The following is a 25,066-nucleotide window of genomic DNA, read 5'->3' as shown; positions in this document are numbered from 1 at the left end:
CAATGTTTACCGGGCAGCCCGTCATATACGTGCAACTGTACGTTCAGCAGGTTTCAGCGCGTCTGGCGTGATTTTCACTCCGCGCTCTGTAATGGTGCCTTCTGGTTTCGGTCTTGGAGGCGGAGAGCCCGTATGCGGAATTCAGCGTTTCGTGCTGTGGGTCGCGGTGTGCTGTGCGTTCTGGCCGCACTCGCGCTGTCCGCCGCCGTATACCCACCGCCGTACCCACCGCCGTACCCGCCGGCCCCTTCGCGGGCCGGCGCCGACGGGAAACCCCGGGCCGGCGCCGAGGAGAAAACCCGTATCCCCTTCACCCGCCGCTTCGACGCCGTGCAGCACGGCGGCATCGTACGGGCGGCCAACGCGGCCGTCAGCTGCCGCGCCGAGGGGACGGGCCGCGACCCGGCGTGTGCGAAGGCGCGGGCGGGCGGGAACGCGGTCAATCAGCGATTCGACATGTTCTATTCGGATGTCGACGACGACCCCCGCACCTACAACTCGACCCGGGCCGAACTCCGGCTCCCCGGTCGTGCCCGCGTCAACTACGCGCGCCTCTACTGGGGCGGGAACCTGCGCGTCGGCGAGCAGAAACCGCCGGGCGACAGCGGCCGGGTGCTGTTCGCCGAACCGGGCGGCCGGTACAAGGAAGTGCTGGCCGACACCGTGATCGGACACCGGGCGGGCGGTGGCGCGGACGCCTTCCAGGCGTCGGCGGACGTGACGTCGCTCGTGCGCGACAGCGGTCCCGGGATGTACACGGTGGCCCAGATCAATGTCGCGATGGGGCGGTCCGCCGTGGGCGCCTGGGGCGGCTGGACCCTGGTCGTCGCGTACAAGAAGGACGACGCCCCGCTGCGTCGCCTTTCGGTCTGGGACGGTTTCGAGGTGCTCGACGCGCGCCGTCCGGAGGTACGCGTCGAGCTGGGCGGACCGCGCGTTCCGGCGCGCGCCACCGGCCGGCTGGGAGTGGTCGCGTACAACGGGGACCGCGGTGTCGCCGGTGACTCGCTCGCGGTGGAGACCGGTAACGGGAAAGGCGTCCTGCTCAGCAACAAGGACAACCCTTCGGCCGATGTGATGAATTCCAGCATCACGGATTTCGAGTCCGAACCGCTGAAGCGGCAGCCCGCGTACCCGAACACCCTCGGCTACGACTCCGACGTATTCGACCTGCGCGGTGCGCTGGCCACCGGCGCCCACCGGCTCAGCGTTCGAATCGGTGCGGAGAAGAGCCCGCTCTGGGTGGGCGTGCTTTTCGCGGAGGCGGACGCGCGGTACTGAACGCGCGGGCCTCATATACCCCCGTACCTGATTTCCTTGCCTCGATTTCCTTATGTCCACGAGTGGAAAGAGTCGCGCGTGCAGCCACCATGGGACCGGTCCGGGACCGGCTTCACCGCGCTCCACCTCGTCCAGCCGGTCGATGGCGGAGTGGCCCAAGTGGTCCTTGACCTCGTCGGGGCACAAGTGGCCGCGGGGATAAGGGTCGTTGTGGGCTGTCCCGAAGAGGGACCGCTCGCCCCGGCCGCGGCCCGCCGGGGAGCCGAGGTCCACGGCTGGCGCGCGACGCGCGCCCCCGGTCCCGCCCTGGTGCGGGAGGTGCGGCAGGCCGCCCGCCTGGTCCGGCTGGTACGGCCCGATCTGGTCCACGCCCACAGCGCCAAGGCCGGACTCGCCGGCCGGCTGGCGGTACGCGGCCGGGTCCCGACCGTGTTCCAGCCGCACGCCTGGTCGTTCGAGGCGGTCGGCGGCGTGACCGGATGGCTGGCCCGGCAGTGGGAGCGACGGGCGGTCCGCTGGACCGACCGGGTGATCTGCGTCAGCGACGCCGAGCGGCGCACCGGCGAGCGGGCCGGGATCGACGCCCGCTGGTCGGTCGTCCGCAACGGCGTCGACGTGGAGAGGTTCGCCCCCGGGGCCGCCGCCGGCGCCGGCCGGCGCGAGGGCGCGGGGGAGCGGCTCGCCGACACCGCGCGGGCCCGCGCCGCACTCGCGCCGCGGGCCGCGCTCCCGCCCGCCGCCCCCGTCGTGGTGTGCGTCGGCCGGCTGTGCCGGCAGAAGGGACAGGACGTCCTGCTGCGGGCCTGGCCGGACGTCGTACGGCAGTCGCCGCAGGCGCGGCTGGTCCTCGTCGGCGACGGTCCCGACGCCGAGGCGCTGCGCTGCGCGGCGCCGCCCTCGGTGCTCTTCGCGGGCGCCGTGGCGGACACCGCGCCCTGGTACCGGGCGGCCGACCTGGTGGTCCTGCCGTCCCGTTGGGAGGGCATGGCGGTGGCGCCGCTGGAGGCCATGGCCAGCGGCCGGGCCGTCGTCCTCAGCGATGTGGACGGCGCGCGGGAGTCCCTGCCGCCCGGCCGCGAGAACGTCTGCCTCACCCCGCCCGAGGACCCGTCCGCGCTGGCCGCCGCGTTGAGCGCCCTGCTCAGCGACGCGCCGCTGCGCGAAGCGATCGGCCGCCAGGGCCAGCACCACGTACTCAGCACCTACGACGTGCGGCAGACCGCGCGGGCCGTCGCCGACGTGTACCGCGAGGTGGCCGACGGGCCGCGTACCGAGCGCAGGGAGCCGATTCTCCAGTGACCACGGAAAGCACCAGCGTCCCTCCGCCGTCCGGGCGCGCGAGGACGGCGCGACACATCCCGGGACACCCGGGGCACGGGGCCGAGGGGCAGACGGCCCTGGACCAGGCGGTACGGGGAAGGGCCGCCGCCGGGCGCGTCGCGATCGCGCCTCCCCGCGACACCCGGGACGTCCCCGACCGCGTCGCCCTGCCCGCCCGGCGGCGCCCGGCGGCCGGCGCCGCGCGCTTCGGGCTGCCGCTGATCGCGGCGGACGCGCTGGCCGTCCCGGCGGCCGCCACCGTCCTCACCGGCGAGCAGCGCGTGGCCGTCCTGCTGGTCCCGCTCGTCGTCGGTGTCGTCGCCCTGAACGCGCTCGGCGGGCTCTACCGCCCCGGCGCCGTCCTGTCGGGGCTCGGCCAACTGCCCGCCCTCGCCGCCCGGATCGCGGCGGCCTGGTGCGCGGTGGCGGCGGCCCTCGCCGCGCTGTTCCCGGCGAACGCCCTCGGCTTCCCCGCCCTGTTGAGCGCGGTCGCCGTACAGCTCGCCGTCTCCTGCGGCTGCCGCTCGCTCCTGCACGCCCGCCGCCGCGCTTCGGCCCGCAACCGGCTGCGCTCCGCCCTGGTCGTCGGTACGGGGGCGGCCGCGCGGCGGCTGACGGCGCTGCTCGCCCAGCACCCCGAGTACGGCCTGCGGCCCGTCGGTGTCGCCTCACCGGCGGCGCTCGCTCGGGACGGCGCGACGACCGGCCGCGCGGCGGACCGTACGGCGGACCCGCAGGGCGCCGAGACCGCCGCGGGCGTGCGCCTGGCCAAGGAAGGGACCAGGGACGGCGGCAGCGGTACGGAGGCGCCCGCCCTGCCCGTACTGACCACCACCGAGGAGATCCACCGCGCCGTCATCCAGAACGGCGTCCAGGACGCGCTGTTCATCGACTGCGGCGGCGACGCGAACACGCGCTCCGACCGGTCGGGCCCGACCGACCTCGTCTCGCTGTTCCACGAGTACGGCTGCGCCACCTGGTTCGTCTCCACCGGCCGCCGGGCCACGCACCTCGCCACCGTGCCCGCCCCCATGGAGCGCCATCTGTGGGGGTTCGGCTACCACCGGGTGGCGCCGCCCGCCGCCGGTGGGCGCCGCCGGGGCGCTCTCGCCAAGCGGCTGCTCGACCTGCTGATCGCGGCACCGGTCCTGCTGGCCGTCTCGCCCGTACTGCTGCTCTGCGCGCTCGCGGTCCGGCTCTGCGACGGACCGGGCGTGCTGTTCCGCCAGGAGCGCGTCGGGCAGCACGGCCGTCCCTTCACCCTGCTGAAGTTCCGCACCCTGCGCCCGTCCGACGAGAACGAGTCGGCCACCCGCTGGAACATCGCCAACGACTTCCGGATGAGCGCGGCCGGCAACCTCCTGCGCCGTACCTCGCTGGACGAGCTGCCGCAGCTGTGGAACGTCCTGCGCGGCGACATGAGCCTGGTCGGCCCCCGGCCGGAACGGCCCTTCTTCGTCGCGAACTTCAGCAAGACCCACCCCGGCTACGCGGCCAGGCACCGGATGCCCGTCGGTATCACGGGTCTCGCGCAGGTCCACGGGCTGCGCGGCGACACCTCCATCGAGGAGAGGTCCCGCTTCGACAATCACTACATCGACCACTGGTCGTTGTGGCAGGACGTGTGCATTCTGGTACGAACCGCCGTCTCCCTCGTCCGCCCGGCGGGCAGCTGATGGCCACGGCCGAGGCCCTCGGCGTCCGGCCGCCGCACCCGGTCCCGCTGCCGCGCCGGGTGCCGGTCCCGCTGCTGCCCGGCGACCCGCGCGCCGTGCTGCGCCGGGCCGCGCCGCTGCTGCCCGCCGTGGCGGTCGTCGCGCTGCTGGCGGTGCCGTCCGCGCCGGCCGGGGACGGCTCGGCCGGGTCCGGGAGCGTGGCCGACGCGGCGTCCGCGCTGCTCGTCCTGTACTGCCTCGTACGCGTACTGCGCCAGCGGGCCCGCCCGTTGACCCGTACCGCCGCGCTCGTGCTCGGCATGCCGGTGCTCGGCGTGACCGTCGCCGCGCTCACCTCGGACGACACGCCGGCCGGACTGCCCGGGGTGGCGCGCTACCTCCAGATCTTCGTCCTGGTCCCGGCCGCGCTGCTGCTGCTCGTACGGGACCGGTGGGACTTCCGCTTCCTCGGCGGGTCCGTGGTGGCCCTCGCGCTGGCCCAGGGGGCGATCGGCGTCGTCCAGTACCTGACCGGGACCGGCGCCTCGTACCGGGGCGAGGACATCCGCGCGGTGGGCACCTTCGGGCCCACCGATGTGATGGGCATGGCCACCGTCGTGGCGTACGGCCTGGTCATCGCCGTCGGATTCGCGCTGGGCGCCACCGACGGGTCGCCACGCGGACAGCGCGCGGCGGCCCTGGTCTGCGCCGGGCTGCTGACCGTACCCCTGGTGCTCTCCTTCAGCCGGGGCGCGTGGATCGCCACGGCGGTGGCGGTCGGACTGCAACTGCTCCTCTCGGGACCGCGCAGGGCCGCCGTGGCCGTGCTCACCGCCGGGGCGCTCGGCGTCGTACTCGTCGGCGGCCTCGGCCTCGGCTCGCAGCTGGTCACCGACCGGCTCGGCTCGATCGCCGAAGTCGCCGACGCGCCCGACCAGTCCGTCACCGACCGGTACACGATGTGGGCCGCCGCCACCGACATGTGGCGCACGCGGCCGGTCACCGGCGTCGGGCTGAAGGGCTTCCCCGCCCACCGCGACAGCCACGCCTCGCTGGCGCTGTCCTCGGGCAGCGACACGGCGGGCGCGGGACTCGGCTTCCAGCGCCAGCCGCTGCTCTCCCCGCACAACATGTACCTGCTCGTGCTCAGCGAGCAAGGTCTGCTCGGTGTCCTCACGCTGGTGGGCAGCTGGGCCGCGCTGCTCGTGCTCACACTGCGCCGCCTGCGCGCGGCACGCGGCCCGCGCCCCGCGCGCGGTACCGGCGCGGACTGCGGGCTGGTCGTCACCGGGCTGCTGGTCTGGCAGCTGGTGGACTTCGGGTACGCGGACATCGGCGGCCCGTCCACCGTACTGACGGCCGTGATGCTCGGGCTGGCGGCCTGGTGGGCGCTGGCGCCCGGCCGCGCCCGGAGCGGGGCTGTCGGCACATGACCGATACCAGGCAGTCGCAGCCCCCTCAACCGCCGCCGCGGTCCACACCGCCGACGGCGGCCGCGTCCGCGCTCCCCGTGGTGCCTCCGCCGACACCGGCGCCCCCGGTGGAGGCCGCGCCTCCGGTGGAGGCCGCGCCCGGGGCGGGCGGGGCCTCCACCGGCGGGGCCGCGGCCCTTGTTCCGGGGCCGTCCGGGCGCTTCCTCGCCCGCGCGGCGTTCCTCACCGCCCTGCTGACCGCCGCCGGTGCGGTCCTCGGGCTGCTGCGGGACCAGACCATCGCGCACTTCTACGGCGCCGGGCCCGACACCGACGCCTTCCTCGTCGCCTGGACCGTCCCCGAGGTCTCCGCCACGCTCCTCATCGAGGACGCCATGGCGCTCATCCTCGTACCGGCGTTCAGCCTGGCCCTGGCGCGCCGGGCCGTGCGGCCCGTCTCGGAGCCCGACCCCGTACGGCAGTTGACCCGATCGACGCTGCCCCGGCTGTTCCTCGCGCTCAGCGCCGCCGCCGCCCTGCTGGCGCTGGCCGCGCCCTGGGCGGTGGCCGTCCTGGCCCCCGGGCTGCCGGAGACCCGGCTCGCCGTCGACTGCACCCGGCTGACGGCCACCTCGGTCTTCACCTACGGGCTGGCCGGGTACTTCAGTGCCGCGCTGCGGGCGCACGGCAACTTCGTGGCGCCCGCCGCGATCTACGTCGCGTCCAACGTCGGCATCATCGGCACGATGCTGGTCGTACGCGACCGGGGCGGCGTGGAGGTGGCGGCGGCCGGGGTCGGTGTCGGCGGCGTCCTCATGGTGCTGATCCAGCTGCCGTCCCTGTGGCGCAGGCTGCGGGAACACCGCGCGGGCCCGAGCGCGACACCGGAGCCGGGGCCGGCCGTCTCCCGGACGGCCACCGTCGCCCCCGTGGCCCTCGGGCTGCTCGCGCCCGTCATCGCCTTCGCGCTCAGCCGCCAGTCCCAGGTCCTCATCGAACGCTTCCTCGCCGCGCCGCTGCCCGCCGGGGCCATCTCGCACCTCAACTACGCGCAGAAGGTCGCGCAGATCCCGATGACGCTCTCGCTGATGCTCTGCACGGTCACCTTTCCCGTCGTCGCCCGCGCCATGGCGGCCGGTGAGACCGACCGGGCGCGGCGGCGCGTCGAGCGGGATCTCGCGCTGGCCGCGATGATCGTGCTGGTGGGGGCCGCCACGATCATCGCGTGCGCCCCCCAGTTCATCGAAATCCTCTTCCAGCGCGGTGAGTTCACCGCCGCCGACACGGCCGCGACCGCCGCCGTGATGCGGGTGTACGCGCTCGGGCTGCTGGGTCACACCCTGGTCGGGGCGCTCGTGCGCTGCTACTTCTCGGCCGCGCGCCCCCTGTGGTTCCCGGCGCTCGCCATGGTCCTCGGGCTGGTGCTGACCACCGTCGCGGGCGCCCTCCTGGTGCAGGTGTGGGGGGTGCTCGGGATCGCCGCCGCCAACGCCCTCGGCATCACCGCCGCCGCCGCGCTCATACTGCACGGCCTGTCCCGCCACAGCATGGCCCTCGATGCCCGGTTCATGCTCGGCGGACTGGCCAAACTCACCGCCGCCGCCGCGGCCTCCACCGGCGCCGGGTGGCTCGTCGGAACCCTCGTCGACTCACCCGTGGCGGGCGCCGTCTGCGCCTGCGAGGTGATCGCCGCGGTCTTCCTCGTCATCGCCCGCGCCCTGCGGGCGCCCGAGATCGACACCGTCCTCCGCCCCGTCTCACGAAAGCTCACCCATGTCCGCTGACACGGTCCCGCCCGGCCCCCTGTGGGCCCTCATGTACCACTCGGTGGCCGACCCCACCGACGACCCCTACCGGGTGACCGTCTCGCCCGGCCGGCTCGAACGGCAGCTGCGCTGGCTGCGCCGCCGGGGCCTCACCGGCGTCTCCATGGACGAGCTGCTGCGCGCCCGCGCCGCCGGCCGGGGCGCCGGGCTGGTGGGGCTGACCTTCGACGACGGCTACGCCGACTTCGTGGAGAGCGCCGTACCGCTGCTCCACCGGTTCGGGTTCACCGCGACGGTCTTCGTGCTGCCCGGCCGGCTCGGCGGTACGAACGAATGGGACGGCCTCGGCCCCCGCAAGCCCCTCCTCACGGAGGACGGCGTCCGGGCCGCCGCCGACGCCGGGATGGAGATCGGCTCCCACGGGCTGTGCCACACCGACCTCACCGCCGCCGACGACGAAGTGCTGGCCAGGGACACCGCGCACAGCCGCGCGCTGCTGCGCGACCTCACCGGCCACGAGGTGGCGGGCTACTGCTATCCGTACGGGACGGTCGACGCGCGCGCCATCGAGGCCGTACGGGCCGCCGGATACGCGTACGCCTGCGCGATCAGCCCCGGCCCGCTCACCGGCGTTCTCGCGCTGCCCCGTATCCACGTCGGCGAGCAGGACACCGGGGCGCGGCTCCAGCTCAAACGACGGCTGCACCGCTGGCGCCGCGAGCCCGTACCGGCCGCCGACTACGCCGCGTACGCCGCGCACATGGCCGCCGTGGCGGGCAGCGGGGCCGGCGCTCCGTGAAGGTCCTCCATGTCATCACCGGCCTGGGCATCGGCGGCGCCGAGCAGCAACTGCGCCTCCTGCTGCGTCAGTTGCCGGTCGACAGCGACGTCATCACGCTCACCAACCCGGGCGCCGTCGCCGAGGGCATCGTCGCCGACGGCGGCTCCGTCCGGAACCTCGCCATGACCGGCAACCGCGACCTCGGCGCGCTGCCCCGGCTCACCCGGCTCGTCCGGCAGGGGCGGTACGACCTGGTGCACACGCATCTCTACCGGGCCTGTCTGTACGGGCGGTTCGCGGCCAGGTTCGCGGGCGTACGCTCCATCGTCGCCACCGAGCACTCCCTCGGCGCCGTCCAGATCGAGGGAAGGCCGCTGACCGCCGGTGCCCGCGGTCTCTATCTCGCGGGCGAACGCATGGGCACCGCGACCGTCGCCGTCTCCGCCACCGTCGCGCGGCGGCTGGAGCGCTGGGGGGTACGGCCCGACCGCATCCACGTCGTCCCCAACGGCATCGAGGCCGGGCGCTTCGCCTTCGACCCGGCCGCGCGCCGCGCCGCCCGCGCGCGGCTCGGGCTGCCGCAGGACGCCTTCGTGGCCGGTGCGGTGGGCCGGCTGACCAGCGGCAAGCGCTTCGACCGGCTGGTACGGGCCGTCGCGGAACTGCCCGGGGCCCGTCTGCTCCTGGTCGGCGACGGGCCGGAGCGCGCGCGGCTGCTGCGGCTCGCCGAGGAGCGCGGCGCTGCCGGGCGGGTGCTGCTGCCGGGCGCGTGCCAGGACCCGCCGCCAGTGTCCCGTACGGGAGTGACGGGAGTGACGGGAGCGGGCGCCGACCCGGACACGGCCCCCGACCCCGACCTGCCCGCGCTGCTCGCGGCCATGGACGTCTCCGTCTCCACCTCCCACGACGAGGCGTTCGGGCTGGCCTCGCTCGAAGCCCTCGCGGCCGGGCTGCCGGTCCTGTACGTCACCTGCCCCGCGCTCCAGGACCTGCCGCCGTCGGCCGCGCCCGGCGCGCGCCGGATCAGCGGATCCGTGCCCGGACTCGTCGACGAGCTGCGGCAGTTCCAGGAGAGACATCAGGAGAGACACCGGGAGCCGGACCGGGAGCCGGACCAGGAGCGGGCCCGGCTGCCGGTGCCGCCCGCCGTGCGCCACTACGACATCTCCCACAGCGCCGAACAGCTGATGGCCGTGTACGAGCGGGCCGCCCGAGGCCGGGCGGCCTCCATCCGAGAAGTGAGTTGCCCATGACCCAGCAGAGTCGGCGGAACCGGTCGGCCCGGTTCCCGAAGTTCACCCCGAAAGCCCTGCCCGTCCGGTGGATCGTGCCGGTGGCCGTCGCGATCGGCGCGCTGAGCGGCGGTGCGTACGGCCTGCTCCGTACCCCCGAGTACGCGGCGACCAGCTATGTCGTCGTCGTACCGCTGGACACCTCGGAGCCGGCCGCCGCGCTGGGGTTCGCCACGGCGTACGGCCGCGTCGCCCCGCAGCTCGCGCTGATCGGCGACGCGCCGACCTGGGCCGGAGTGCCGGCCGCCACGCTCAAGAAGAACGTGCGCACGGAGACCTCGCCCGACGCTCCGATGATCTCCGTGACCGCGACAGCGCCCGAGGCGTCGACCGCCGTCAACATGGCGAACGGCGTCGCGCGCGCACTCGTCGTCAACGGCTCGCAGCTGCAAGGCAGTACGAACGTACGGGTGCTCCAGTTCTCCCGGGCGATCGAGCCGACCGCCCCCGTCACCCCCTCCGCCTCGCTCGCCGCCCTCGTCGGCGGCAGCGCGGGCGGACTGCTGGGCGGACTCGGACTGCTGGTGCGCCCGAAGCGCCGGCGCGAGGACGCGGGGCCGGGACCGGCCGCCGCGACCGGCACCGTACCCGGGCCCGCCACGGCCACCACCTCAGCGGCCTCCGCCGCCCAACCGCGGTCGGAAAAGGTCTGATGGCGTCCCCCACGCGAGCCGGAACCGGCCGGGCCCTGCGCGCCCCGGTGTCCTCCGTACCGGTGTCGGCCCTGCTCACCGCGTCCAGATCCACGTCCGCACCGGCCTTCACGACGGAGGTGTGCACGGACACCGCGCGCTTCGCGGAGATCGCCCCGGAGTGGAACGCCCTCTACCGCGCCTCCCGTACGGCCACCCCCTTCCAGAGCCACGCGTGGCTGTACTCCTGGTGGCTGTCGTACGGCACGGGCGGACGCGGAAGCGGACGTGCGCGGGCCCGGGGGCCGAGGCACGGGCGGCTGCGGGTCGTGCTCGTGCGCAGACGGGGGGAGCTGGTCGCGGCGGCGGCCCTCATGCGGGTCCACCGGCCCCTCCCCGTCCTCGTGCCGCTCGGCGGCACCATCTCCGACTTCTCCGACGTCCTGCTGGACGACAGCCGCGGCGAGGAGGAGACCGCGGCCTGCGCCGACGCGCTGACCGGCGCTCTCGCGGAGCTGGCCCGCACGGCGGTCATCGACCTGCGCGAGGTACGCCCCGGAGCCGCCGCCGAACGCGTCCGCGCCCGCTGGACCGGGCCGCAGCGGCTGCTGGCCGACTCGACCTGCCTCGAACTGCCCGCCGTGCCGATGGAAGGGCTGCTCGCCAGGCTTCCCGCCGCACGCGCCCAGCGCTTCCGCGCGAAGCTGCGCAAGCTCGACGCCCTCGGCATCGAGGAACGGGCGGTGCCCGCGGCCGAGGTGCCCGCCGCCGTCGGCCGCATGCTGGAGTTGCACCGGCGCCAGTGGGAAGGGCGCGGGGTCACCCCCGAGCATCTCAGCGCGCGCTTCGCCGAGCATCTGACCCGGTCCGCGCGGTCCATGGTGGCGAGCGGCGACGCCCGGCTGACCGAGTTCCGGCTCGCGGGCGCGGTGGTCGCCGCTGACCTCACCCTGATGTCCGGCGGACTGGCGGGCGGCTATCTGTACGGGGCCGATCCGGCGCTGCGCGCGCGCAAGGTGGACGTGGCCACCATGCTGCTGCGCGGCGGGGCGCGGGAGAGCGGCGGGGACGGGCGTACGACGCTGAGCATGCTGCGGGGGAACGAGCCGTACAAGCACCACTGGCGGCCGGAGACCCTCTGCAACCAGCGGCTGCTGCTCGCCACGCCCCCGCTGGCGCCCTCCCTGTTGCTGCTGCTCGCGCGGGCGGCGGGACGGGAGCGGGGGGCGGCGCTCGTCAAGCGGCTGCGCGGGAGGAAGGGCGGCGACAAGCGATGACGTGCCGCCGCCCGCGCCGCCTTCCTCGCCGTGCTCAGTGACGTGGCCTCACTTCGACCGGTGCCCGAACCAGTCGAGGCGGACGCAGATCCTGCCGCCCAGCCACTTCTCGATCCACTGGCCGAGCGGGACCGGGGTGCAGTCCTGCGGGCGCGTGGGCGTGGTCGGAACGGGCTTGGTCGGAGCGGGCGTCGGATCCGGCTTCGGCTCCTGGGTGGGAGGCGTGGGAGGCGTGGGGGGCGTGGTCGGGGTGGTCGGGACGGGAGTCGGAGTGGGGGGTGTCGGGGTCGGAGTGGGGGGTGTCGGGGTCGGGGTGGGCGTCGGTTCCGGCTCGGGCTGGCGCCCGTACAGCGTGGAGCGGAACACCTTCGACGACTCGGGATTCTTGTCGCACTGCCAGATGCCGTGCGGGCAGTAGTCGGTGACGGTGTTGTACACCGGCTTGTACGTGTCCATCCACCGGAGCATGCGCCGCATGTATTCGGGATTGTCACCGTTGCGGAAGAGGCCCCACTCCGGATAGGAGATAACCTTTCCGTGTGCAGCGGCGAAGTCCACGTGTTCCTGAAGCCCGTAGGGCTCATTCACCTGTTCGTCAAAAGTCCGGCCGGGCGGTTGATCGTAGGAATCCATGCCGATGATGTTCACGACGTCGTCGCCGGGATAGCACGTGGTCCAGGGAACGGCGTCCCGTCCGCGATTCGGGGCGAAGTCGAAACGGAACTTCTGCCCGGGCACGGCGCGCATCGCGGTGACGATGCGGGCCCAGTATTTCTTCCACGCCTGCGGGTCGGGCCCGCAACGATGGGTGTACGTGGTGCCGTTCATCTCCCAGCCGAGGACGATCACGGTGTCGGGGACACCGAGATCCACCAGCCGGCGCGCGAGCGTCGTGAAGTGGCCGTCGTACCGTCCGGCCGCGCCTTTGCGCAGCTCACGGCGGACGACCTGGTCGGGGACCCGCCCCTCGGTGCGCTCCAGCATGGGCACGTTGAGGACGAACATCCGGTCGTCCTCGGCCTTGCGCCACGCGGCCCAGCTCTCCAGGAAGTCCGGGCTGCCCTCGATGTTGGACCACACGTCCCCGGGGAGATAGGTGTGGCCGACGCGCAGCTCCGTACCCCCCAGCCATTTCTCCATGGCCGCGATGCGCTCGACGCCTTTCGGGCCGTAATCCAGATACGCGCCGAGTGCGGGCGCGGCGGCCCCCGGCGGTTTCGGCTTCTCCGTCGCGCCGTCGGGACCCTGCGCGGGTTCCGGAGAGGATTTCCGGACGGTCGCGAGATTCGGAACGGGCGGCACCGCACCGGAAGCAAGGAGACCGGCCGTGACCACACCCAGGCAGGTGGTCGTCAGCCGTCGACGTCTAGGGGACATGTCAGCTCCTCGTGATTCGAACCCGTTTCCGTGGTCGCGACTGGGAGTCACGCTTGAGCGTAAAAGTATTTCTAATAAGCCGATCGGGAACCTGGCCCGGTGTTCCAGTAGTCCATCCGTGAATTTCATCCCCCGCATGGGTTATCGATCTGAAGGACCCTCACCGTGCCGAGCTATGACACCCGCGTCCCCGCCGTCCTCATGCGGCTCGACCGGAACCCGTTCCACCACGGCACGCTGGGCGCCGTCCGATCCCTCGGCCGGGCCGGGATCGAGGTGCACGCGGTGATCGAGGCGGAGCGCAGCCCCGTCGTGCGCTCGCGCTATCTGCGCCGGGCGCATCTACGGCCGGGCGGGGAGCGCGATCTGACGGGTTCTCCGGATCTGACGGCTTCTCCGTATCTGACGGGGCTTCCGGATCTCGCGGAGACCGGGCGGCTGCTGCTCGACATCGCGGGCACCCTGCACGCTCCGGCCGTCCTCGTACCGATGGACGATCTGAGCGCGATCGCGGTGGACCGGCTCGGGGACCGGCTCGCCGGGCGCTATCTGCTGCCTGAACAGCCGTCAGGGCTGCCCGAGCGGGTCGCGGACAAGGCGGAGCTGGCGAGGATCTGCGCGGAGCTGGGCATCGCGCATCCGCGCACGGTGGTCCCCGGCTGTGCGAAGGAGGCCGCCGCGGCTGCCTGGTCGCTCGGGCTGCCCGTGGTGGCGAAGTGGAGCAGGCCGTGGCTGCTGCCGGAGGGCTCGGGGCTGCGCAGTACGCGGGTGGTGCGCTCCCCGCAGGAGGCGCGCGAGCTGTACGCGCGGGGCGCGGAGGCGGGCAGCGCGCTGCTGCTCCAGGAGTTCCTGCCGTACGGCCGCGACCTGGACTGGTTCTTCCACGGCTACAGCGGCGGTCCCGGCGGCACGTGCCTGGTCGGGGCGGCCGGACGCAAGGAGCGGGCCTGGCCGGTGGGCGCCGGGCTGACCGCCGTCGGCAGCTGGCTGCCGAACGAGGAGGTGGAGCGGACGGCGCGTCAGATCGTCGCCGCGCTCGGCTACCGGGGGATCCTGGATCTCGACTTCCGCCGCGACGCCGCGACCGGCGCTTACCATCTGCTCGACTTCAACCCCCGGCCGGGCGCGCAGTTCCGGCTGTTCGCGGACCGGGCGGGGGTCGATGTCGTACGGGCGCTCCACCTGGACCTCACGGGCCGGGCCGTACCGGCGCAGGTCGCGGCGCACGGACGGCGGTTCGTGGTGGAGAACTACGCGCTGCTCTCCGTCCTGTCCTCGGCCCGGTCGTCCTCCCCGGACGCTCCGGCCTCCCCGGACTCCCCGGACGACGACCGCCACCCGGGGAGGCGGCGGCCTCTGGGGGCCGGGCCGCGCTCCACGGAGGCCGCGTGGTTCGCGCTGGACGACCCGCTGCCCGCCTGCGCGATGGCCGTCGCCTGGGTGCTGCACGCGGCACGCCGGGGATGGCGCGGGCTCCGGCGCGCGCTGCCGTCCCGGCGGCGTCCGGGCCACGCCGGGCGCTCGCGCACCCCGCCGGTACGACAGCGGCGGGGCAGCCGGAACGGCGCGGCGCCGGGCGCCGCCCCCGTACCGAGGCGGACCCGATGAGCCCGGTCCGCGTACCCACACCCACACCCGTACTCGTATTCACCCTGAGCCCCACCCCCACCCTCATCCTCACCCCCACCCCCACACGCAGAGAGCGGGATACCCGATGCACGACCTGGTAGTTGTGGGCGCCGGCCCCTACGGACTGTCCGTCGCCGCGCACGCCTCGGCGGCCGGACTCGATCTGCGCGTGTTCGGCAGGCCGATGGCCTCGTGGCGCGACCACATGCCGCCCGGGATGTTCCTCAAGTCCGAGCCCTGGGCGTCGAACCTCTCCGATCCGAAGGGCGACTTCGGCCTCGCGGCCTACGCGACCACCCGGGGAACGGAGGCCCGCCACGGAGTGCCGCTGCCCGTCGACTTCTTCGCCTCGTACGGGCTGTGGTTCGCGGAGCGGGCCGCGCCGCCGGTCGACGAACGTACGATCACCGCCGTCCGGCCCTGCCCCGGCGGATTCCGGCTCACCACCGAGGACGGCGAGAGCGTCCTCGCCCGTACGGTCGCCCTCGCGGTCGGCGTGATGCCGTTCATCGACATCCCCGCCCCGCTGCGTGGACTCGCCCCCGAACACGTGACGCACAGCAGCCACCACGCGGATCTCAGCCGCTTCACCGGCCAGGACGTGACCGTCATCGGAGCCGGTCAGGCGGCGCTGGAGACGGCCGCGCTCCTCTCCGAACAGGGCACCACCGTCAGGGTGGTGGCCCGGTCGTCCCGGCTCGTCTGGAACACCCTGCCGCCCGCGAAGCAGCGCCCCCTCGGCGAATCGCTGCGCGCTCCGCACACCGGTCTGGGCTGCGGCTGGAAGAACTGGCTCTACGCCGAGACCCCGGGGATCTTCCGCCGGCTGCCCGAGTCGACCCGGGCCCGGATCTTCACCTCCGCCCTGGGCCCGGCGGGCGCGTGGTGGCTGCGCGAGCGCTTCGAGCCCGCCGTCGAGGTGCGGCTCGGCGAGAGCGTGGCCGCGGCGGCCCCCGCCGACGGCAGGGTACGGCTGGAGCTGATCGCCACCACCGGCCGGGTGGAGACCGTCGAGACGGACCACGTCATCGCCGCCACCGGCTTCACCCCCGGCCTCGAACGGCTCGGCCTGCTCGACGACGGACTGCGCGGCGCCCTGCGGACGGTGGGGTCGAGCAGCGCGCCGGAGGCGAACGCCGTCTTCGAGTCCTCGTACCCGGGACTGTTCCTGGCGGGCCTGCTGAGCGCGCCGTCCTTCGGGCCGTCGATGCGCTTCGTGTACGGGGCGTCGTACACGGCGGAGCGGCTGGTGGCGGGGGTACGGCGGCGGGTCGGCGCCCGGGGCGGGCCGCTCGCGAAGGTGCGTCAGCGCCAGGGCGCCGACAGCGAGCGGACCACGGTCGGTTAGCGGCAGAGCGGTCACTTCACAGACGCGCGGCTCTGTGAAGTGACTCTTCTGTGTGCGGATATACGGATGTACGGACGATGTCCGGAGCGTTCGGTCAGCGGCGGGCCGCGACGCGGGACCGCCGGTACAGCAGCGCGCCGCCGAGGATCAGGCCGGCGCTCGACGCGGCGGCGGCGAGGAGATGCGGATCGCCACCGGTCGCCGCGAGCCGGCTCTCGGCGGCGGGCCTCGCGGCGGGCAGCACCGCCGGGGTGACCGGGCGCGGCGTGTTCTCGGTGTGCGGGACGTGGTGCGGGGGAGCGGCCGGCGGGACTACGGAACGGTCCTCCGGCGGCGTGGTCTCCTCGGGCACCTCGTCCGGGGTGTCCGGGGTCTCGGGGGCGTCCGGCCGCTCCGGGGGAGCCGTGGGCGTGCCGTTGACGCACTCGTTGCCGAACACCGGGTTGAGGATGCCCACCAGGTCCACGGAGTTGCCGCAGGCGTTCACCGGGATGTCGACGGGCACCTGAACGCCGCCGCCCGAGAGGACACCGGGCGATCCGGTCACCAGGGCGGTGGAGCTGGCGCCCTCGTCGTGCGAGCCGTATCCGCCGCCGGAGTGGCCCGGTCCGGCCTGCGGCCCGGCCTCCGCTTCGGACCCGTAGCCGCCACCGGTCTCGTAGCCGCCACCGGACCCGTAGCCGCCACCCGGCCCGTGCTCCGTGTGGTGCGCCTTCGGGGTGCTCGACGTGTTGGCGCAGGCGTTGCCGAAGGCGGGGTTGAGCAACCCGATCGGGTTCACGGTGTTGCCGCAGACGTTGACGGGGATGTCGAGGGGCAGCTGAAGGCTGTTGCCCGATGCCACGCCGGGTGATCCGGCGACCGCAGCCTCCGCGTCGGCCGCCTGGGCGGAGCCGCCGCTCAGGGAGAGCACACTCGACGCCGCGGCGGCGGTGAGCAGTCCCTTGCTGATGAGGTCTCGCACGTGGTTCTCCTGAGTGAGAGTGATGCCAAATGAGGCCGGTCCCGAAGCGCAGGTCGACTCGCGCTTCGGGACCGGCCGGGAACACCCCGCGGCGTGGCTTACGACGTCACTTGTTGACGCAGGTGTTGCCGAGGGTGGGGTTCAGCAGACCGATGATGTTGACGCTGTTGCCGCAGATGTTGACCGGCACGTGGACCGGGATCTGCACGACGTTGCCCGACAGGACGCCGGGGGACCCGACCGCGATGCCCTCGGCACCGGCGTCGGCCATGGCCGGGGCCGCGGCGCCCAGCGCCAGGACCATTCCCGCGACGATCGTCGCGGCCTTCTTGCACTTCATCTTGTTAGCCCTTTCCGCAGCGGCGAATGCGTCCGCACGACGGTCGTGGCACGCGAGCATCAGCCATCTCAGCTCTCAACGTCCGCTGCTGAAGGTCCAACGATTATGTCGTTATGAGGAAACTGCCCGATTTGGGCGGGTTGGTCGGTTCACTCGACTGCCGTACCGGACAAAGGCGAACCGGCCCGGGGCATCGTCGCGCCGGGCCGGTTCTGCGGCCTTGGTCAGCGGTTGGCCACACCGTTGCCCGAGAGCACCGGGATGTTGTTGATGAGGTGCGACAGCGGCTCGTCGCCCTTGGCCTGCGTCGAGTTCTCGGCGCACTGCTGGTTCTGCGGGTTCGACAGGACCTGGACGTCCTGGACGGCGACCGGCACGAGGACGCCGACGAGGGCGCCGACGTTGGCCTTGACCGGGGCACCGATGCAGAGGTCGTTCAGCGAGCCCTGGATCAGCTCGGCCTGGGGGCTCAGGTCGCCCTTGGTGGCGGCGTTGCCGAAGGCGCTCTTGGCGCCGTTGCCGCTGAACGACGTCGGGCCGCTGTCATTGCCGATGGCGAGAGCGGGGGCCGCGGCGGCAGCGGAAACGCCGACTACGGAGGCGGCCACGGCCGCGCCGGCCATAATCTTCTTGATCACGGTGTTTTCCTTTTCCTAAGAAATGCAGATGCAGCGACCTGAACAACCGGGCGTGGGCGGTTTGGTTCTCCTGCTTCACCCGATCGGCTTGCGGACGGGCGCCGTATTGCCACGGGGTAATCGCCGGTACTAGGCCGTTGGAGTGAACGGCCAGAACCAAAGCGCGGGAGGGGAGTTGCTCAGGGGGCTCCGGGAACTTTGGGGCATCCTTCAGAAGGGGACTCAGATCGTGATCAAGAAGGTTATGGCCGGCGCGGCCGTCGCCGCCTCCGTCGTCGGCGTCTCGGCCGCCGCCGCGGCCCCGGCGCTCGCCATCGGCAACGACAGCGGGCCCACGTCCGCGAGCGGCAACTTCGCCACCCAGCAGTACGGGAACATGTCGACGTACGGCGACATGAGCCCGCAGATCGCGCTCATCCAGGGCTCTTTCAACAAGCCCTGCATCGCGCTGCCGGCCAAGGCGAACCTCGGCTCCCTCGTGGGCCTCGTGCCGATCGCCGTCCAGGACATCAACGTCCTGTCGTCGCCGCAGAACCAGCAGTGCGTCGAGAACTCGACGCAGACCAAGGGCGACGAGCCGCTGTCGCACATCCTCGACAACATCCCGATCCTCTCCGGGAACGGTGTGGCCAACCGCTGAGTATCGGCCGACCGGCCGGCCCGCCGCTGAAATCCGCGGCGGGCCGGCCTTTTTCTCGGTAATGCGACTACTCCATTCGGGGGAACGCCCGAAACCAATCCGGTTTCAGGTGAGTTGAACAGCTCGGATTCCACCGGTGGAATCCGACTTTCTGGAAAGGCATTAAAATGAAGAAGCTGTGGGCAACCGCTGCTGTAGCGGCGTCCATCGTCGGAGCCACGGCCGCCGCGGCGTCGCCGGCGCTGGCCATCGGTAACGACGGCGGCCCGACGTCGTTCAGCGGCAACGGTGCCGAGCAGGCCTTCGGCAACGCGGTGACCAAGGGCGACATGAGCCCCCAGCTGGGCCTGGTCCAGGGGTCGCTGAACAAGCCCTGCGTCGGTCTCCCGCTCAAGGCGAACGTCGGCTCCCTCGTGGGCCTCGTGCCGATCGCGGTCCAGGACGTCAACGTCCTGTCCTCCCCGCAGAACCAGCAGTGCGTCGAGAACTCGACGCAGGCGAAGGGCGACGAGGCCCTGTCGCACATCCTGGACAACATCCCGATCCTCTCCGGGAACGGCGCGGGCAACCGCTGATCTCCCCCAGAGGCCCGGCCCGGCGTGCGAACGCCGGGCCGGGCCTCTGGCGTGTCCGGCCCCGGGAAGCCCGGTCCGGGACGCCGGACCCGTGAAGAGTGACGAACTTCATGGGGGCAGCAAGAGGTGCGACTCGGCCAGCGGCTACATTGTCGTTGCTGGTAGGAGAGTTGAGGAGATCCGCACCTGTGCATGGCCGCCGACTGCCCTCGTGGGCCTGGGTTACCGCTCTGACCGCTGGCGCTCTCGCGGCCGTCACCGTACTCGCCGTGCAGGCCGGAAGCGGTCCCCGGCCGCCCGCCGTACCCACCGCACAGGCCAGACCCACCTCGACGCCGAGCCCCAACGCGACGGTGGCCCCCGCCCCCAGCGAGACGGCGAAGCACGAGATACCCACCGCGTCGGGAGAGGGCCGCCGGATCGTCTACTCGCTGGGCGAGCGACGGGTCTGGCTGGTCGACCCCGACAACAACTTCGACGACTCCTTCGCCGTGTGGCCCGGCAGCATCAGCCCGGAGAAGGGCCCGTACGCGGTCTCCTTCCGGCGCGAGGAAGCGGCCGGGTCCGACGGGGTCGACATCGAGCACGTCGTCTACTTCGCGGTGAAGGAGGGGCTCTCCATAGCCTTCTCCAACGCGGTCGACGGCGCCTCGCCCCAGCCCGCGCCCGGCACGAGCACGGGCGGCATCCGCGTCGGTATCGATGCCGGAAGCGCGATCTGGAAGTTCGCCGCGCTCGGCACGAAGATATCCGTGGTCGACTAGCGGCATACGCGGTCGATTGGCGACATAACCGAACTTCTCGCCCGCCGAGGGGTGCCGGTACTGTGCCTGGATGCTCACCGTGACATCCGTGAATGTGAATGGACTCCGCGCCGCCGCCAAGAAGGGGTTCGTGGAGTGGCTCGACGGCACCTCGGCCGAGGTGGTCTGCCTCCAGGAGGTACGGGCCGAGCCGCACCAGCTGCCCGACGAGGTCCGTGCCCCGGAAGGCTGGCACGTGCTGTACGCGCCCGCCGAGGCCAAGGGGCGCGCGGGGGTCGCGCTGCTCTCGCGGCGGGAGCCGGAGCGTACTCGGATCGGGTTCGGGAGCGCGGAGTTCGACGCGAGCGGCCGGTATGTGGAGATCGACCTGCCGGGCGTCACGGTCGCCAGCCTCTATCTGCCCTCCGGCGAGGTCGGCACGGAGCGGCAGGACGAGAAGATCCGCTTCATGGACGAGTTCCTCCCGTATCTGGAGGGGCTGAAGGCGAGCGCGGCGGCCGACGGCCGCGAGGTCCTGGTCTGTGGCGACTGGAACATCGCCCACAGCGAGGCCGACCTCAAGAACTGGAAGGCCAACCGCAAGTCCTCCGGCTTCCTCCCCGAGGAGCGCGCGTGGCTGAGCCGGGTCTTCGACGAGACCGGCTATGTCGATGTCGTACGGGCCCAGCACCCGGACCAGGACGGCCCCTACTCGTGGTGGTCCTACCGTGGCCGGGCCTTCGACAACGACGCGGGCTGGCGCATCGACTACCAGGTGGCCACGGAGGGTCTCGCCGGGCGAGCGGTGAAGTCCTGGGTCGAGCGCGCGGCCACCCACGGCGAGCGGTGGAGCGACCACGCGCCGGTGACGGCGGTCTACGACCTGTAGGGGACGCCGACGGGAGGCCCGCGCGGTCGGTTTTGAGACGGGCGTCTCGGAGTGTGAACTTTCGTGGCTTGAAATGGTCCTATGTAGGTACGATTCAGCGGTTCCAGACCTGGCTGCGAGGGTGCGCCGGATCGAGCCCGTCCGCACCGACCGAAGCGAGCCCCGCATGTCCGTACCGTCTTCGCTCCGCGCCTCCGCGACCGTTGTCGCCGCCGCGCGGGCGGGTTTCGAGGAGTGGCGGGGGGCGCGGCGGGAGGCCGTCGTGGCGCCTCTCGGGAATCTGGCGCTCGTCGAGACGCGGTGGCTGCCGGCCCGGGTCGATGCCGAAGCGGCCGGGAAGCAGGCGCGCGCCGAGGCGGGCGACGGTGTGACGGTGACCACGGTGGCGCGGACGAATCTGTACACCGGGGAGCCCGAGCACGGGCTGCGGTTCTGGGACGCCGGGGCTCCGGCCGTACGGAACTTCGCGGACATCGACGCCTTCCCGTTCCACCCCGAGTGGGTCGTCGAGGCGGCCTTCACCCCGGTCGCCACCGACCGGCGGGTGCCGTTCGAGCACATACGGGACAGCGGGGGCAGCCGGGAACTGGTCGTTCCGGGCGACATAGCGGTGACTCTGGACGGCGTCGACTACGTGCTGTCCGCGTTCGACGACGACGGAACGCTTCTGCTGGTCTTCGGCGACCCGACCAACGGCGCGGACACCTACGGGGCCGGGCGGTTTCTCTTCGTTCCGCACGAGGCGGGCAACTCGACCGTCGTGCTGGACTTCAACCGGGCGTTCGTGCCGCCGTGCGGTTTCTCCGCCCAGTACAACTGTCCGTTGCCGCCGCGGCAGAACCGGATCCACCTGCCCGTCGAGGCGGGCGAGAAGCTTCCGGTCTTCCACGGCGGCTACGCGGTGCACTGAGCGGACAAGCTCACCCAAGGCCCTGCCCCGGCGCAACAGGAGAAACCCATGAAGAGAACGAAGTCCGTACCGCTGCTCGGCGGCGCTCTGGTGGTCAGTCTGTCCCTCGCCCTCACCGCCTGCGGTGGCGGCAGCGGCGGCGGCACGTCCTCCTCGGGCGGCTCCGGCTCGTACGACAAGGACGCGACCATCGGCGTCGGGTCGCTCTACGAGCCGCAGAACCTGGACAACACCGGGGGCGGCGGCCAGGGCGTGACCGAGGCGCTCAACGGGAACGTCTACGAGGGGCTGTTCAAGCTCACCGACGCCGGCAAGGTCGAGAACCTGCTCGCCACCGACCACAAGGTCAGCCCGGACGGGCTCACGTACACCTTCACCCTGCGCAAGGGCGTGAAGTTCCACTCGGGCAAGACCCTCACCTCGGCCGATGTGAAGTACAGCATCGACAAGGTCCGGGCCAAGGACTCCCAGTCGGCGCGCAAGAGCAGCTTCGACGTGGTGAAGTCGATCGAGACCCCGGACGCCGACACCGTCAAGGTGACGCTGTCGTCCAAGTCGATCTCGTTCGTCTACAACCTCAGCTACGTCTGGATCATCAACGCCGACGCCAAGAACCTCAAGACGTCGGAAGACGGCACCGGCCCCTACAAGCTCGACAAGTGGACCCGCGGCTCCGCGCTGAGCCTGGTGCGCTTCCCCGGCTACTGGGGCACCCCCGCGACCAACGAGAAGGTCGTCTTCCACTACTACAAGGACGCCACCGCGCTCAACAACGCCCTGCTCACCAACGCCGTCGACGTGGTGACCAGCGAGCAGAGCCCGGACGCCCTCGACCAGTTCAAGAACAACTCGAACTACAAGGTCAACGACGGCAATTCGACCACCAAGCTGCTGCTGGCCTTCAACGACCGGGTCAAGCCGTTCAACAACGTCCAGGTGCGCAAGGCCGTCACCTCGGCCATCGACAACAAGAAGCTGCTCCAGTCGGTCTGGGGCGACCACGGCACGCTGATCGGCTCGATGGTCCCGCCGACCGACCCCTGGTACGAGGACCTGACCAAGGTCAACCCGTACGACGTGGCGCTGGCCAAGAAGGAGCTGGCCGAGGCGGGCTACGCCAAGGGCTTCAGTTTCACGCTCGACACCCCGAACTACGACCCGCACCCGACGGCCGCCACCTTCATCAAGTCGGAGCTGGCCAAGGTCGGCATCGACGTCAAGATCAACGTCATCACGCCGGACGAGTGGTACACGAAGGTCTACAAGAACCACGACTTCAGCGCGACGCTCCAGGAGCACGTCAACGACCGCGACATCGTCTGGTACGGAAACCCCGACTTCTACTGGGGCTACGACAACAAGCAGGTCACCGAGTGGGTGAAGCAGGCCGAGGAGTCGGACACCACCGCGCAGCAGACGGCCCTGCTGAAGAAGGTCAACACGAAGATCGCGGAGGACGCGGCCAGTGACTGGCTCTACCTCTATCCGCAGATCGTGGTGGCCGGCACCAAGCTCTCCGGTTACCCGCTGAACGGGCTGAACTCGCAGTTCTACGCCTACGGGATCAAGAAGAGCTGACGCCCGGCGAAGGTGAGGGGGCGGGTGGGGCGGCCGGGGTCCGGTTCGATGCCGGACGCGGACCCGGACCCGGCCCCTCTCCCGGTCCCCGTCGGAATATTCGTTCTCGTTGATCGGTTCCGTGTCTGATGCTCTCGTACCTCCTGCGCCGGCTGGTCTTCCTGGCCGGCTCGCTGTTCCTGGCCAGCGTGGTGCTCTTCCTGCTGCTGCGGCTGCTGCCCGGTGACCCCGCGAACTCCCTGCTCTCGGTCGGCGCGACCCCGGAGCAGGTCGCCGCCGCCCGCCACGCGATCGGGTCCGACCGTCCGCTGCCTGAGCAGTTCGCGCACTGGCTGCATCAGCTCGTCACCTTCGATCTGGGCAACTCCTTCGTCAGTACGCTGCCGGTCGGCCCGGAGATCACCTCCCGGCTGAACGTCACCGTGCCGCTGACGCTGCTGGCCTTCCTGCTGGCCGTCGTGGTCGCGGTGCCCGTCGGCTATGCGGCGGCGCTGCGGGCGAACACCCGGTTCGGGACGCTCATCAGCGGCGTCTCCCAGCTCGGGATCGCCGTACCGGTCTTCTGGGTCGGCATGATCCTGATCACCGTCTTCGCCCTGCGCCTCGGGGTGCTGCCCGCCGGTGGCTTCCCGCAGGACGGGTGGGAGCGTCCCGGCGAGGCGCTCAACTCGCTCGCCCTGCCGGTGATCACGGTCGCGCTCGTGATGTCGGCGTCGCTCATCCGGTACGTGCGCTCCGCCGCGCTGGACGTCCTGGGCAGCGACTACCTCCGTACGGCGCGCGCTCTGGGCTCCTCCTTCACCCGCGCGATGTGGCGGCACGGGCTGCGCAACGGGGCCGTGCCGGTGATCTCGGTCCTCGGGATCGAGCTGGCCACGACGCTGCTCGGCGCGGTCGTCGTCGAGACGGTGTTCGCGCTGCCCGGGCTGGGCAGCATGCTCGCCCAGGCGGTCGCGCAGCACGACTACCCGGTGGTGCAGGGCGTGCTGTTCGTCTCCACCTTCGCCGTCCTGGTCATCGGGTTCCTCAGCGACCTCGCCCAGCGGCTGATCGATCCCCGGTTGCGCGGGCGGCTGTCGGGAGGCACACGATGAGTGGGGTGCGCGATGAGTGAGGTACGTGAGATCAGTGGGGTGGACGAGGCAGGGAAGGGGGCGGCAGGGAAGGCGGCGGCGCCCGCTGCCCGCGAGCCCTCGCGCCGCCGGCGCTCGCCCGCGCTCGTCACCGGCTGCGTACTCGTCGGGTTCATCGTCCTGGTCGCGCTGGTCTCCCTGGTCTGGCTGCCGTACGCCCCCGACGACACCTCGGGCGGCCGGCTCGCCGCCCCCGGGGGCGCGCATCTGCTCGGCACGGACAAGCTGGGCCGCGATCTGCTGACCCAGCTGATGACGGGTGCCTGGATCGCGCTGCGCGCCGGACTCGGCGCGACCGCGCTCGGCGCCGCGCTCGGCGTCTGCGCCGGGCTCGCGGCGGGGTTCGCGACCCGCTGGCTCGACGACACCCTCTCGACGCTGCTGGATGTGCTGATCGCCTTCCCGACGCTCCTGCTCGCCATGCTCATGGTCGCCGCCCGGTCCGCCTCGCTCGGCTCGGCGGTGCTGGCGATCGGGCTCGCGATGACGGCGGTGGTCGCCCGGCTGACCAGAGTGCTGGTCAAGCGGGTGCTGGCGCAGGACTACATCACCGCGGCCCGCACCTCCGGCACCTCCTGGCCCCGGATCGTCACCGGCCATGTGCTGCCCAACATCTGGCCGACCCTCGTGGTGAACCTCGCCCTCCAGTTCGGTCTGGCGGTCATGGCCGAGGCGAGCCTGTCGTTCCTCGGGCTCGGCGCCCCGCCGCCGAACGCCTCGTGGGGGCGGATGCTCCAGGAGGCGCAGGCCACCGTGTTCACCGCTCCCACCGGGGTGATCGCCCCCGGAGTGCTGCTGGTCATGCTGGTCGTCGGCGTCAATCTGGTCGCCGACGGACTGCGCGACACGCTGGACCCCACCCGGCGCAGGACCCGATGAACGCCCG

At 72.4% G+C, this 25,066-nt stretch carries 23 protein-coding genes; 19 read left to right on the top strand and 4 right to left on the bottom strand.

What is annotated here, in order from left to right:
- Positions 1 to 132: 132 nt before the first annotated feature.
- The 9 genes from OG627_RS13485 to OG627_RS13445 all read left to right on the top strand — a co-directional run bounded on the left by OG627_RS13485 (position 133) and on the right by OG627_RS13445 (position 11,416).
- Positions 133 to 1,281, top strand: coding sequence for a DUF3344 domain-containing protein (locus tag OG627_RS13485; protein WP_443073468.1), 1,149 nt, complete (start codon positions 133 to 135; stop codon positions 1,279 to 1,281).
- A gap of 78 nt (positions 1,282 to 1,359) precedes the next feature.
- Positions 1,360 to 2,580 (top strand): glycosyltransferase, encoded by a 1,221-nt coding sequence (locus OG627_RS13480; protein WP_329064785.1) that lies wholly within the window; start codon positions 1,360 to 1,362, stop codon positions 2,578 to 2,580.
- Positions 2,577 to 4,277, top strand: a complete 1,701-nt coding sequence (locus OG627_RS13475; RefSeq protein ID WP_329064783.1) for a sugar transferase — start codon at positions 2,577 to 2,579, stop codon at positions 4,275 to 4,277. The genes OG627_RS13480 and OG627_RS13475 overlap by 4 nt, the downstream gene beginning before the upstream one ends.
- Positions 4,277 to 5,689: an O-antigen ligase family protein gene (locus OG627_RS13470; RefSeq protein WP_329064781.1), complete on the top strand. Its 1,413-nt coding sequence runs from the start codon at positions 4,277 to 4,279 to the stop codon at positions 5,687 to 5,689. Before OG627_RS13475 ends, OG627_RS13470 begins: the two co-directional genes overlap by 1 nt.
- Positions 5,686 to 7,452 carry a murein biosynthesis integral membrane protein MurJ gene (gene murJ / locus OG627_RS13465; RefSeq protein WP_329064779.1) on the top strand — a complete coding sequence of 589 codons (1,767 nt, stop codon included), beginning with the start codon at positions 5,686 to 5,688 and terminating at the stop codon, positions 7,450 to 7,452. Before OG627_RS13470 ends, murJ begins: the two co-directional genes overlap by 4 nt.
- Positions 7,442 to 8,233: a polysaccharide deacetylase family protein gene (locus OG627_RS13460; protein WP_329064776.1), complete on the top strand. Its 792-nt coding sequence runs from the start codon at positions 7,442 to 7,444 to the stop codon at positions 8,231 to 8,233. Before murJ ends, OG627_RS13460 begins: the two co-directional genes overlap by 11 nt.
- A complete protein-coding gene (locus tag OG627_RS13455) occupies positions 8,230 to 9,468 on the top strand; it encodes a glycosyltransferase (RefSeq protein WP_329064774.1) in 1,239 nt (412 codons plus the stop codon). Before OG627_RS13460 ends, OG627_RS13455 begins: the two co-directional genes overlap by 4 nt.
- Positions 9,465 to 10,160, top strand: a complete 696-nt coding sequence (locus OG627_RS13450) for a lipopolysaccharide biosynthesis protein (protein ID WP_329064772.1) — start codon at positions 9,465 to 9,467, stop codon at positions 10,158 to 10,160. The genes OG627_RS13455 and OG627_RS13450 overlap by 4 nt, the downstream gene beginning before the upstream one ends.
- A complete protein-coding gene (locus OG627_RS13445; protein ID WP_329064770.1) occupies positions 10,160 to 11,416 on the top strand; it encodes a GNAT family N-acetyltransferase in 1,257 nt (418 codons plus the stop codon). The genes OG627_RS13450 and OG627_RS13445 overlap by 1 nt, the downstream gene beginning before the upstream one ends.
- Before the next feature lie 48 nt (positions 11,417 to 11,464).
- Here OG627_RS13445 and OG627_RS13440 read toward each other — a convergent pair whose 3' ends face one another.
- Positions 11,465 to 12,793 (bottom strand): glycoside hydrolase family 26 protein, encoded by a 1,329-nt coding sequence (locus OG627_RS13440; protein ID WP_329064768.1) that lies wholly within the window; start codon positions 12,791 to 12,793, stop codon positions 11,465 to 11,467.
- A gap of 165 nt (positions 12,794 to 12,958) precedes the next feature.
- Between OG627_RS13440 and OG627_RS13435 the strand changes: the two genes are divergently transcribed.
- Together OG627_RS13435 and OG627_RS13430 are read left to right on the top strand one after the other, a co-directional pair.
- Entirely contained in the window at positions 12,959 to 14,401 is a 1,443-nt protein-coding gene (locus OG627_RS13435) for a carboxylate--amine ligase (protein ID WP_329064766.1), read from the top strand.
- A 106-nt stretch (positions 14,402 to 14,507) separates the two neighbouring features.
- The gene (locus OG627_RS13430; RefSeq protein WP_329064764.1) at positions 14,508 to 15,770 is read left to right on the top strand and encodes an NAD(P)-binding domain-containing protein; all 1,263 of its coding nucleotides are present in this window, start codon (positions 14,508 to 14,510) and stop codon (positions 15,768 to 15,770) included.
- A 94-nt stretch (positions 15,771 to 15,864) separates the two neighbouring features.
- On the opposite strand, the gene OG627_RS13425 is transcribed toward OG627_RS13430, so the two are convergent.
- From OG627_RS13425 to OG627_RS13415, 3 genes are all read right to left on the bottom strand, one after another.
- On the bottom strand, positions 15,865 to 16,734 hold the full coding sequence (locus OG627_RS13425) for a chaplin (RefSeq protein ID WP_329064762.1): 870 nt from the start codon (positions 16,732 to 16,734) through the stop codon (positions 15,865 to 15,867).
- Positions 16,735 to 16,840: 106 nt separating this feature from the next.
- Entirely contained in the window at positions 16,841 to 17,074 is a 234-nt protein-coding gene (locus OG627_RS13420; RefSeq protein ID WP_329064760.1) for a chaplin, read from the bottom strand.
- Positions 17,075 to 17,298: 224 nt separating this feature from the next.
- A complete protein-coding gene (locus OG627_RS13415) occupies positions 17,299 to 17,709 on the bottom strand; it encodes a rodlin (RefSeq protein ID WP_329072625.1) in 411 nt (136 codons plus the stop codon).
- Between the two features lie 232 nt (positions 17,710 to 17,941).
- Between OG627_RS13415 and OG627_RS13410 the strand changes: the two genes are divergently transcribed.
- From OG627_RS13410 to OG627_RS13375, 8 genes are all read left to right on the top strand, one after another.
- Complete coding sequence (locus OG627_RS13410) at positions 17,942 to 18,352, top strand: rodlin (protein ID WP_329064758.1); 411 nt, start codon at positions 17,942 to 17,944, stop codon at positions 18,350 to 18,352.
- Positions 18,353 to 18,519: 167 nt separating this feature from the next.
- Complete coding sequence (locus OG627_RS13405; RefSeq protein WP_329064756.1) at positions 18,520 to 18,927, top strand: rodlin; 408 nt, start codon at positions 18,520 to 18,522, stop codon at positions 18,925 to 18,927.
- A gap of 203 nt (positions 18,928 to 19,130) precedes the next feature.
- Positions 19,131 to 19,691, top strand: coding sequence for a hypothetical protein (locus OG627_RS13400; RefSeq protein WP_329072623.1), 561 nt, complete (start codon positions 19,131 to 19,133; stop codon positions 19,689 to 19,691).
- Between the two features lie 70 nt (positions 19,692 to 19,761).
- Complete coding sequence (locus OG627_RS13395) at positions 19,762 to 20,559, top strand: exodeoxyribonuclease III (protein ID WP_329064754.1); 798 nt, start codon at positions 19,762 to 19,764, stop codon at positions 20,557 to 20,559.
- A 166-nt stretch (positions 20,560 to 20,725) separates the two neighbouring features.
- Positions 20,726 to 21,469 (top strand): DUF1684 domain-containing protein, encoded by a 744-nt coding sequence (locus OG627_RS13390; protein WP_329064752.1) that lies wholly within the window; start codon positions 20,726 to 20,728, stop codon positions 21,467 to 21,469.
- A 48-nt stretch (positions 21,470 to 21,517) separates the two neighbouring features.
- Positions 21,518 to 23,047 (top strand): ABC transporter substrate-binding protein, encoded by a 1,530-nt coding sequence (locus OG627_RS13385; RefSeq protein ID WP_329064750.1) that lies wholly within the window; start codon positions 21,518 to 21,520, stop codon positions 23,045 to 23,047.
- Positions 23,048 to 23,175: 128 nt separating this feature from the next.
- Positions 23,176 to 24,141, top strand: a complete 966-nt coding sequence (locus OG627_RS13380; protein ID WP_329064748.1) for an ABC transporter permease — start codon at positions 23,176 to 23,178, stop codon at positions 24,139 to 24,141.
- Positions 24,142 to 24,153: 12 nt separating this feature from the next.
- On the top strand, positions 24,154 to 25,059 hold the full coding sequence (locus OG627_RS13375; RefSeq protein WP_329064746.1) for an ABC transporter permease: 906 nt from the start codon (positions 24,154 to 24,156) through the stop codon (positions 25,057 to 25,059).
- The last annotated feature ends 7 nt before the right edge of the window (positions 25,060 to 25,066 follow it).

Origin of the sequence: Streptomyces sp. NBC_01429, assembly GCF_036231945.1 — a bacterium.
GTDB lineage: Bacteria > Actinomycetota > Actinomycetes > Streptomycetales > Streptomycetaceae > Streptomyces.
Note: the sequence above shows the minus strand (reverse complement) of the source record. Positions and strands in the feature narration are given on the sequence as shown.

Coding starts and splice junctions, on each gene's coding strand:
- OG627_RS13430 (WP_329064764.1), top strand. CDS start 14,508: ATGCACGACCTGGTAGTTGTGGGCGCCGGCCCCTACGGACTGTCCGTC.
- murJ (WP_329064779.1), top strand. CDS start 5,686: ATGACCGATACCAGGCAGTCGCAGCCCCCTCAACCGCCGCCGCGGTCC.
- OG627_RS13405 (WP_329064756.1), top strand. CDS start 18,520: ATGAAGAAGCTGTGGGCAACCGCTGCTGTAGCGGCGTCCATCGTCGGA.
- OG627_RS13375 (WP_329064746.1), top strand. CDS start 24,154: ATGAGTGAGGTACGTGAGATCAGTGGGGTGGACGAGGCAGGGAAGGGG.
- OG627_RS13390 (WP_329064752.1), top strand. CDS start 20,726: ATGTCCGTACCGTCTTCGCTCCGCGCCTCCGCGACCGTTGTCGCCGCC.
- OG627_RS13380 (WP_329064748.1), top strand. CDS start 23,176: ATGCTCTCGTACCTCCTGCGCCGGCTGGTCTTCCTGGCCGGCTCGCTG.
- OG627_RS13450 (WP_329064772.1), top strand. CDS start 9,465: ATGACCCAGCAGAGTCGGCGGAACCGGTCGGCCCGGTTCCCGAAGTTC.
- OG627_RS13470 (WP_329064781.1), top strand. CDS start 4,277: ATGGCCACGGCCGAGGCCCTCGGCGTCCGGCCGCCGCACCCGGTCCCG.
- OG627_RS13385 (WP_329064750.1), top strand. CDS start 21,518: ATGAAGAGAACGAAGTCCGTACCGCTGCTCGGCGGCGCTCTGGTGGTC.
- OG627_RS13460 (WP_329064776.1), top strand. CDS start 7,442: ATGTCCGCTGACACGGTCCCGCCCGGCCCCCTGTGGGCCCTCATGTAC.
- OG627_RS13440 (WP_329064768.1), bottom strand. CDS start 12,793: ATGTCCCCTAGACGTCGACGGCTGACGACCACCTGCCTGGGTGTGGTC.
- OG627_RS13420 (WP_329064760.1), bottom strand. CDS start 17,074: ATGAAGTGCAAGAAGGCCGCGACGATCGTCGCGGGAATGGTCCTGGCG.
- OG627_RS13445 (WP_329064770.1), top strand. CDS start 10,160: ATGGCGTCCCCCACGCGAGCCGGAACCGGCCGGGCCCTGCGCGCCCCG.
- OG627_RS13395 (WP_329064754.1), top strand. CDS start 19,762: ATGCTCACCGTGACATCCGTGAATGTGAATGGACTCCGCGCCGCCGCC.
- OG627_RS13485 (WP_443073468.1), top strand. CDS start 133: ATGCGGAATTCAGCGTTTCGTGCTGTGGGTCGCGGTGTGCTGTGCGTT.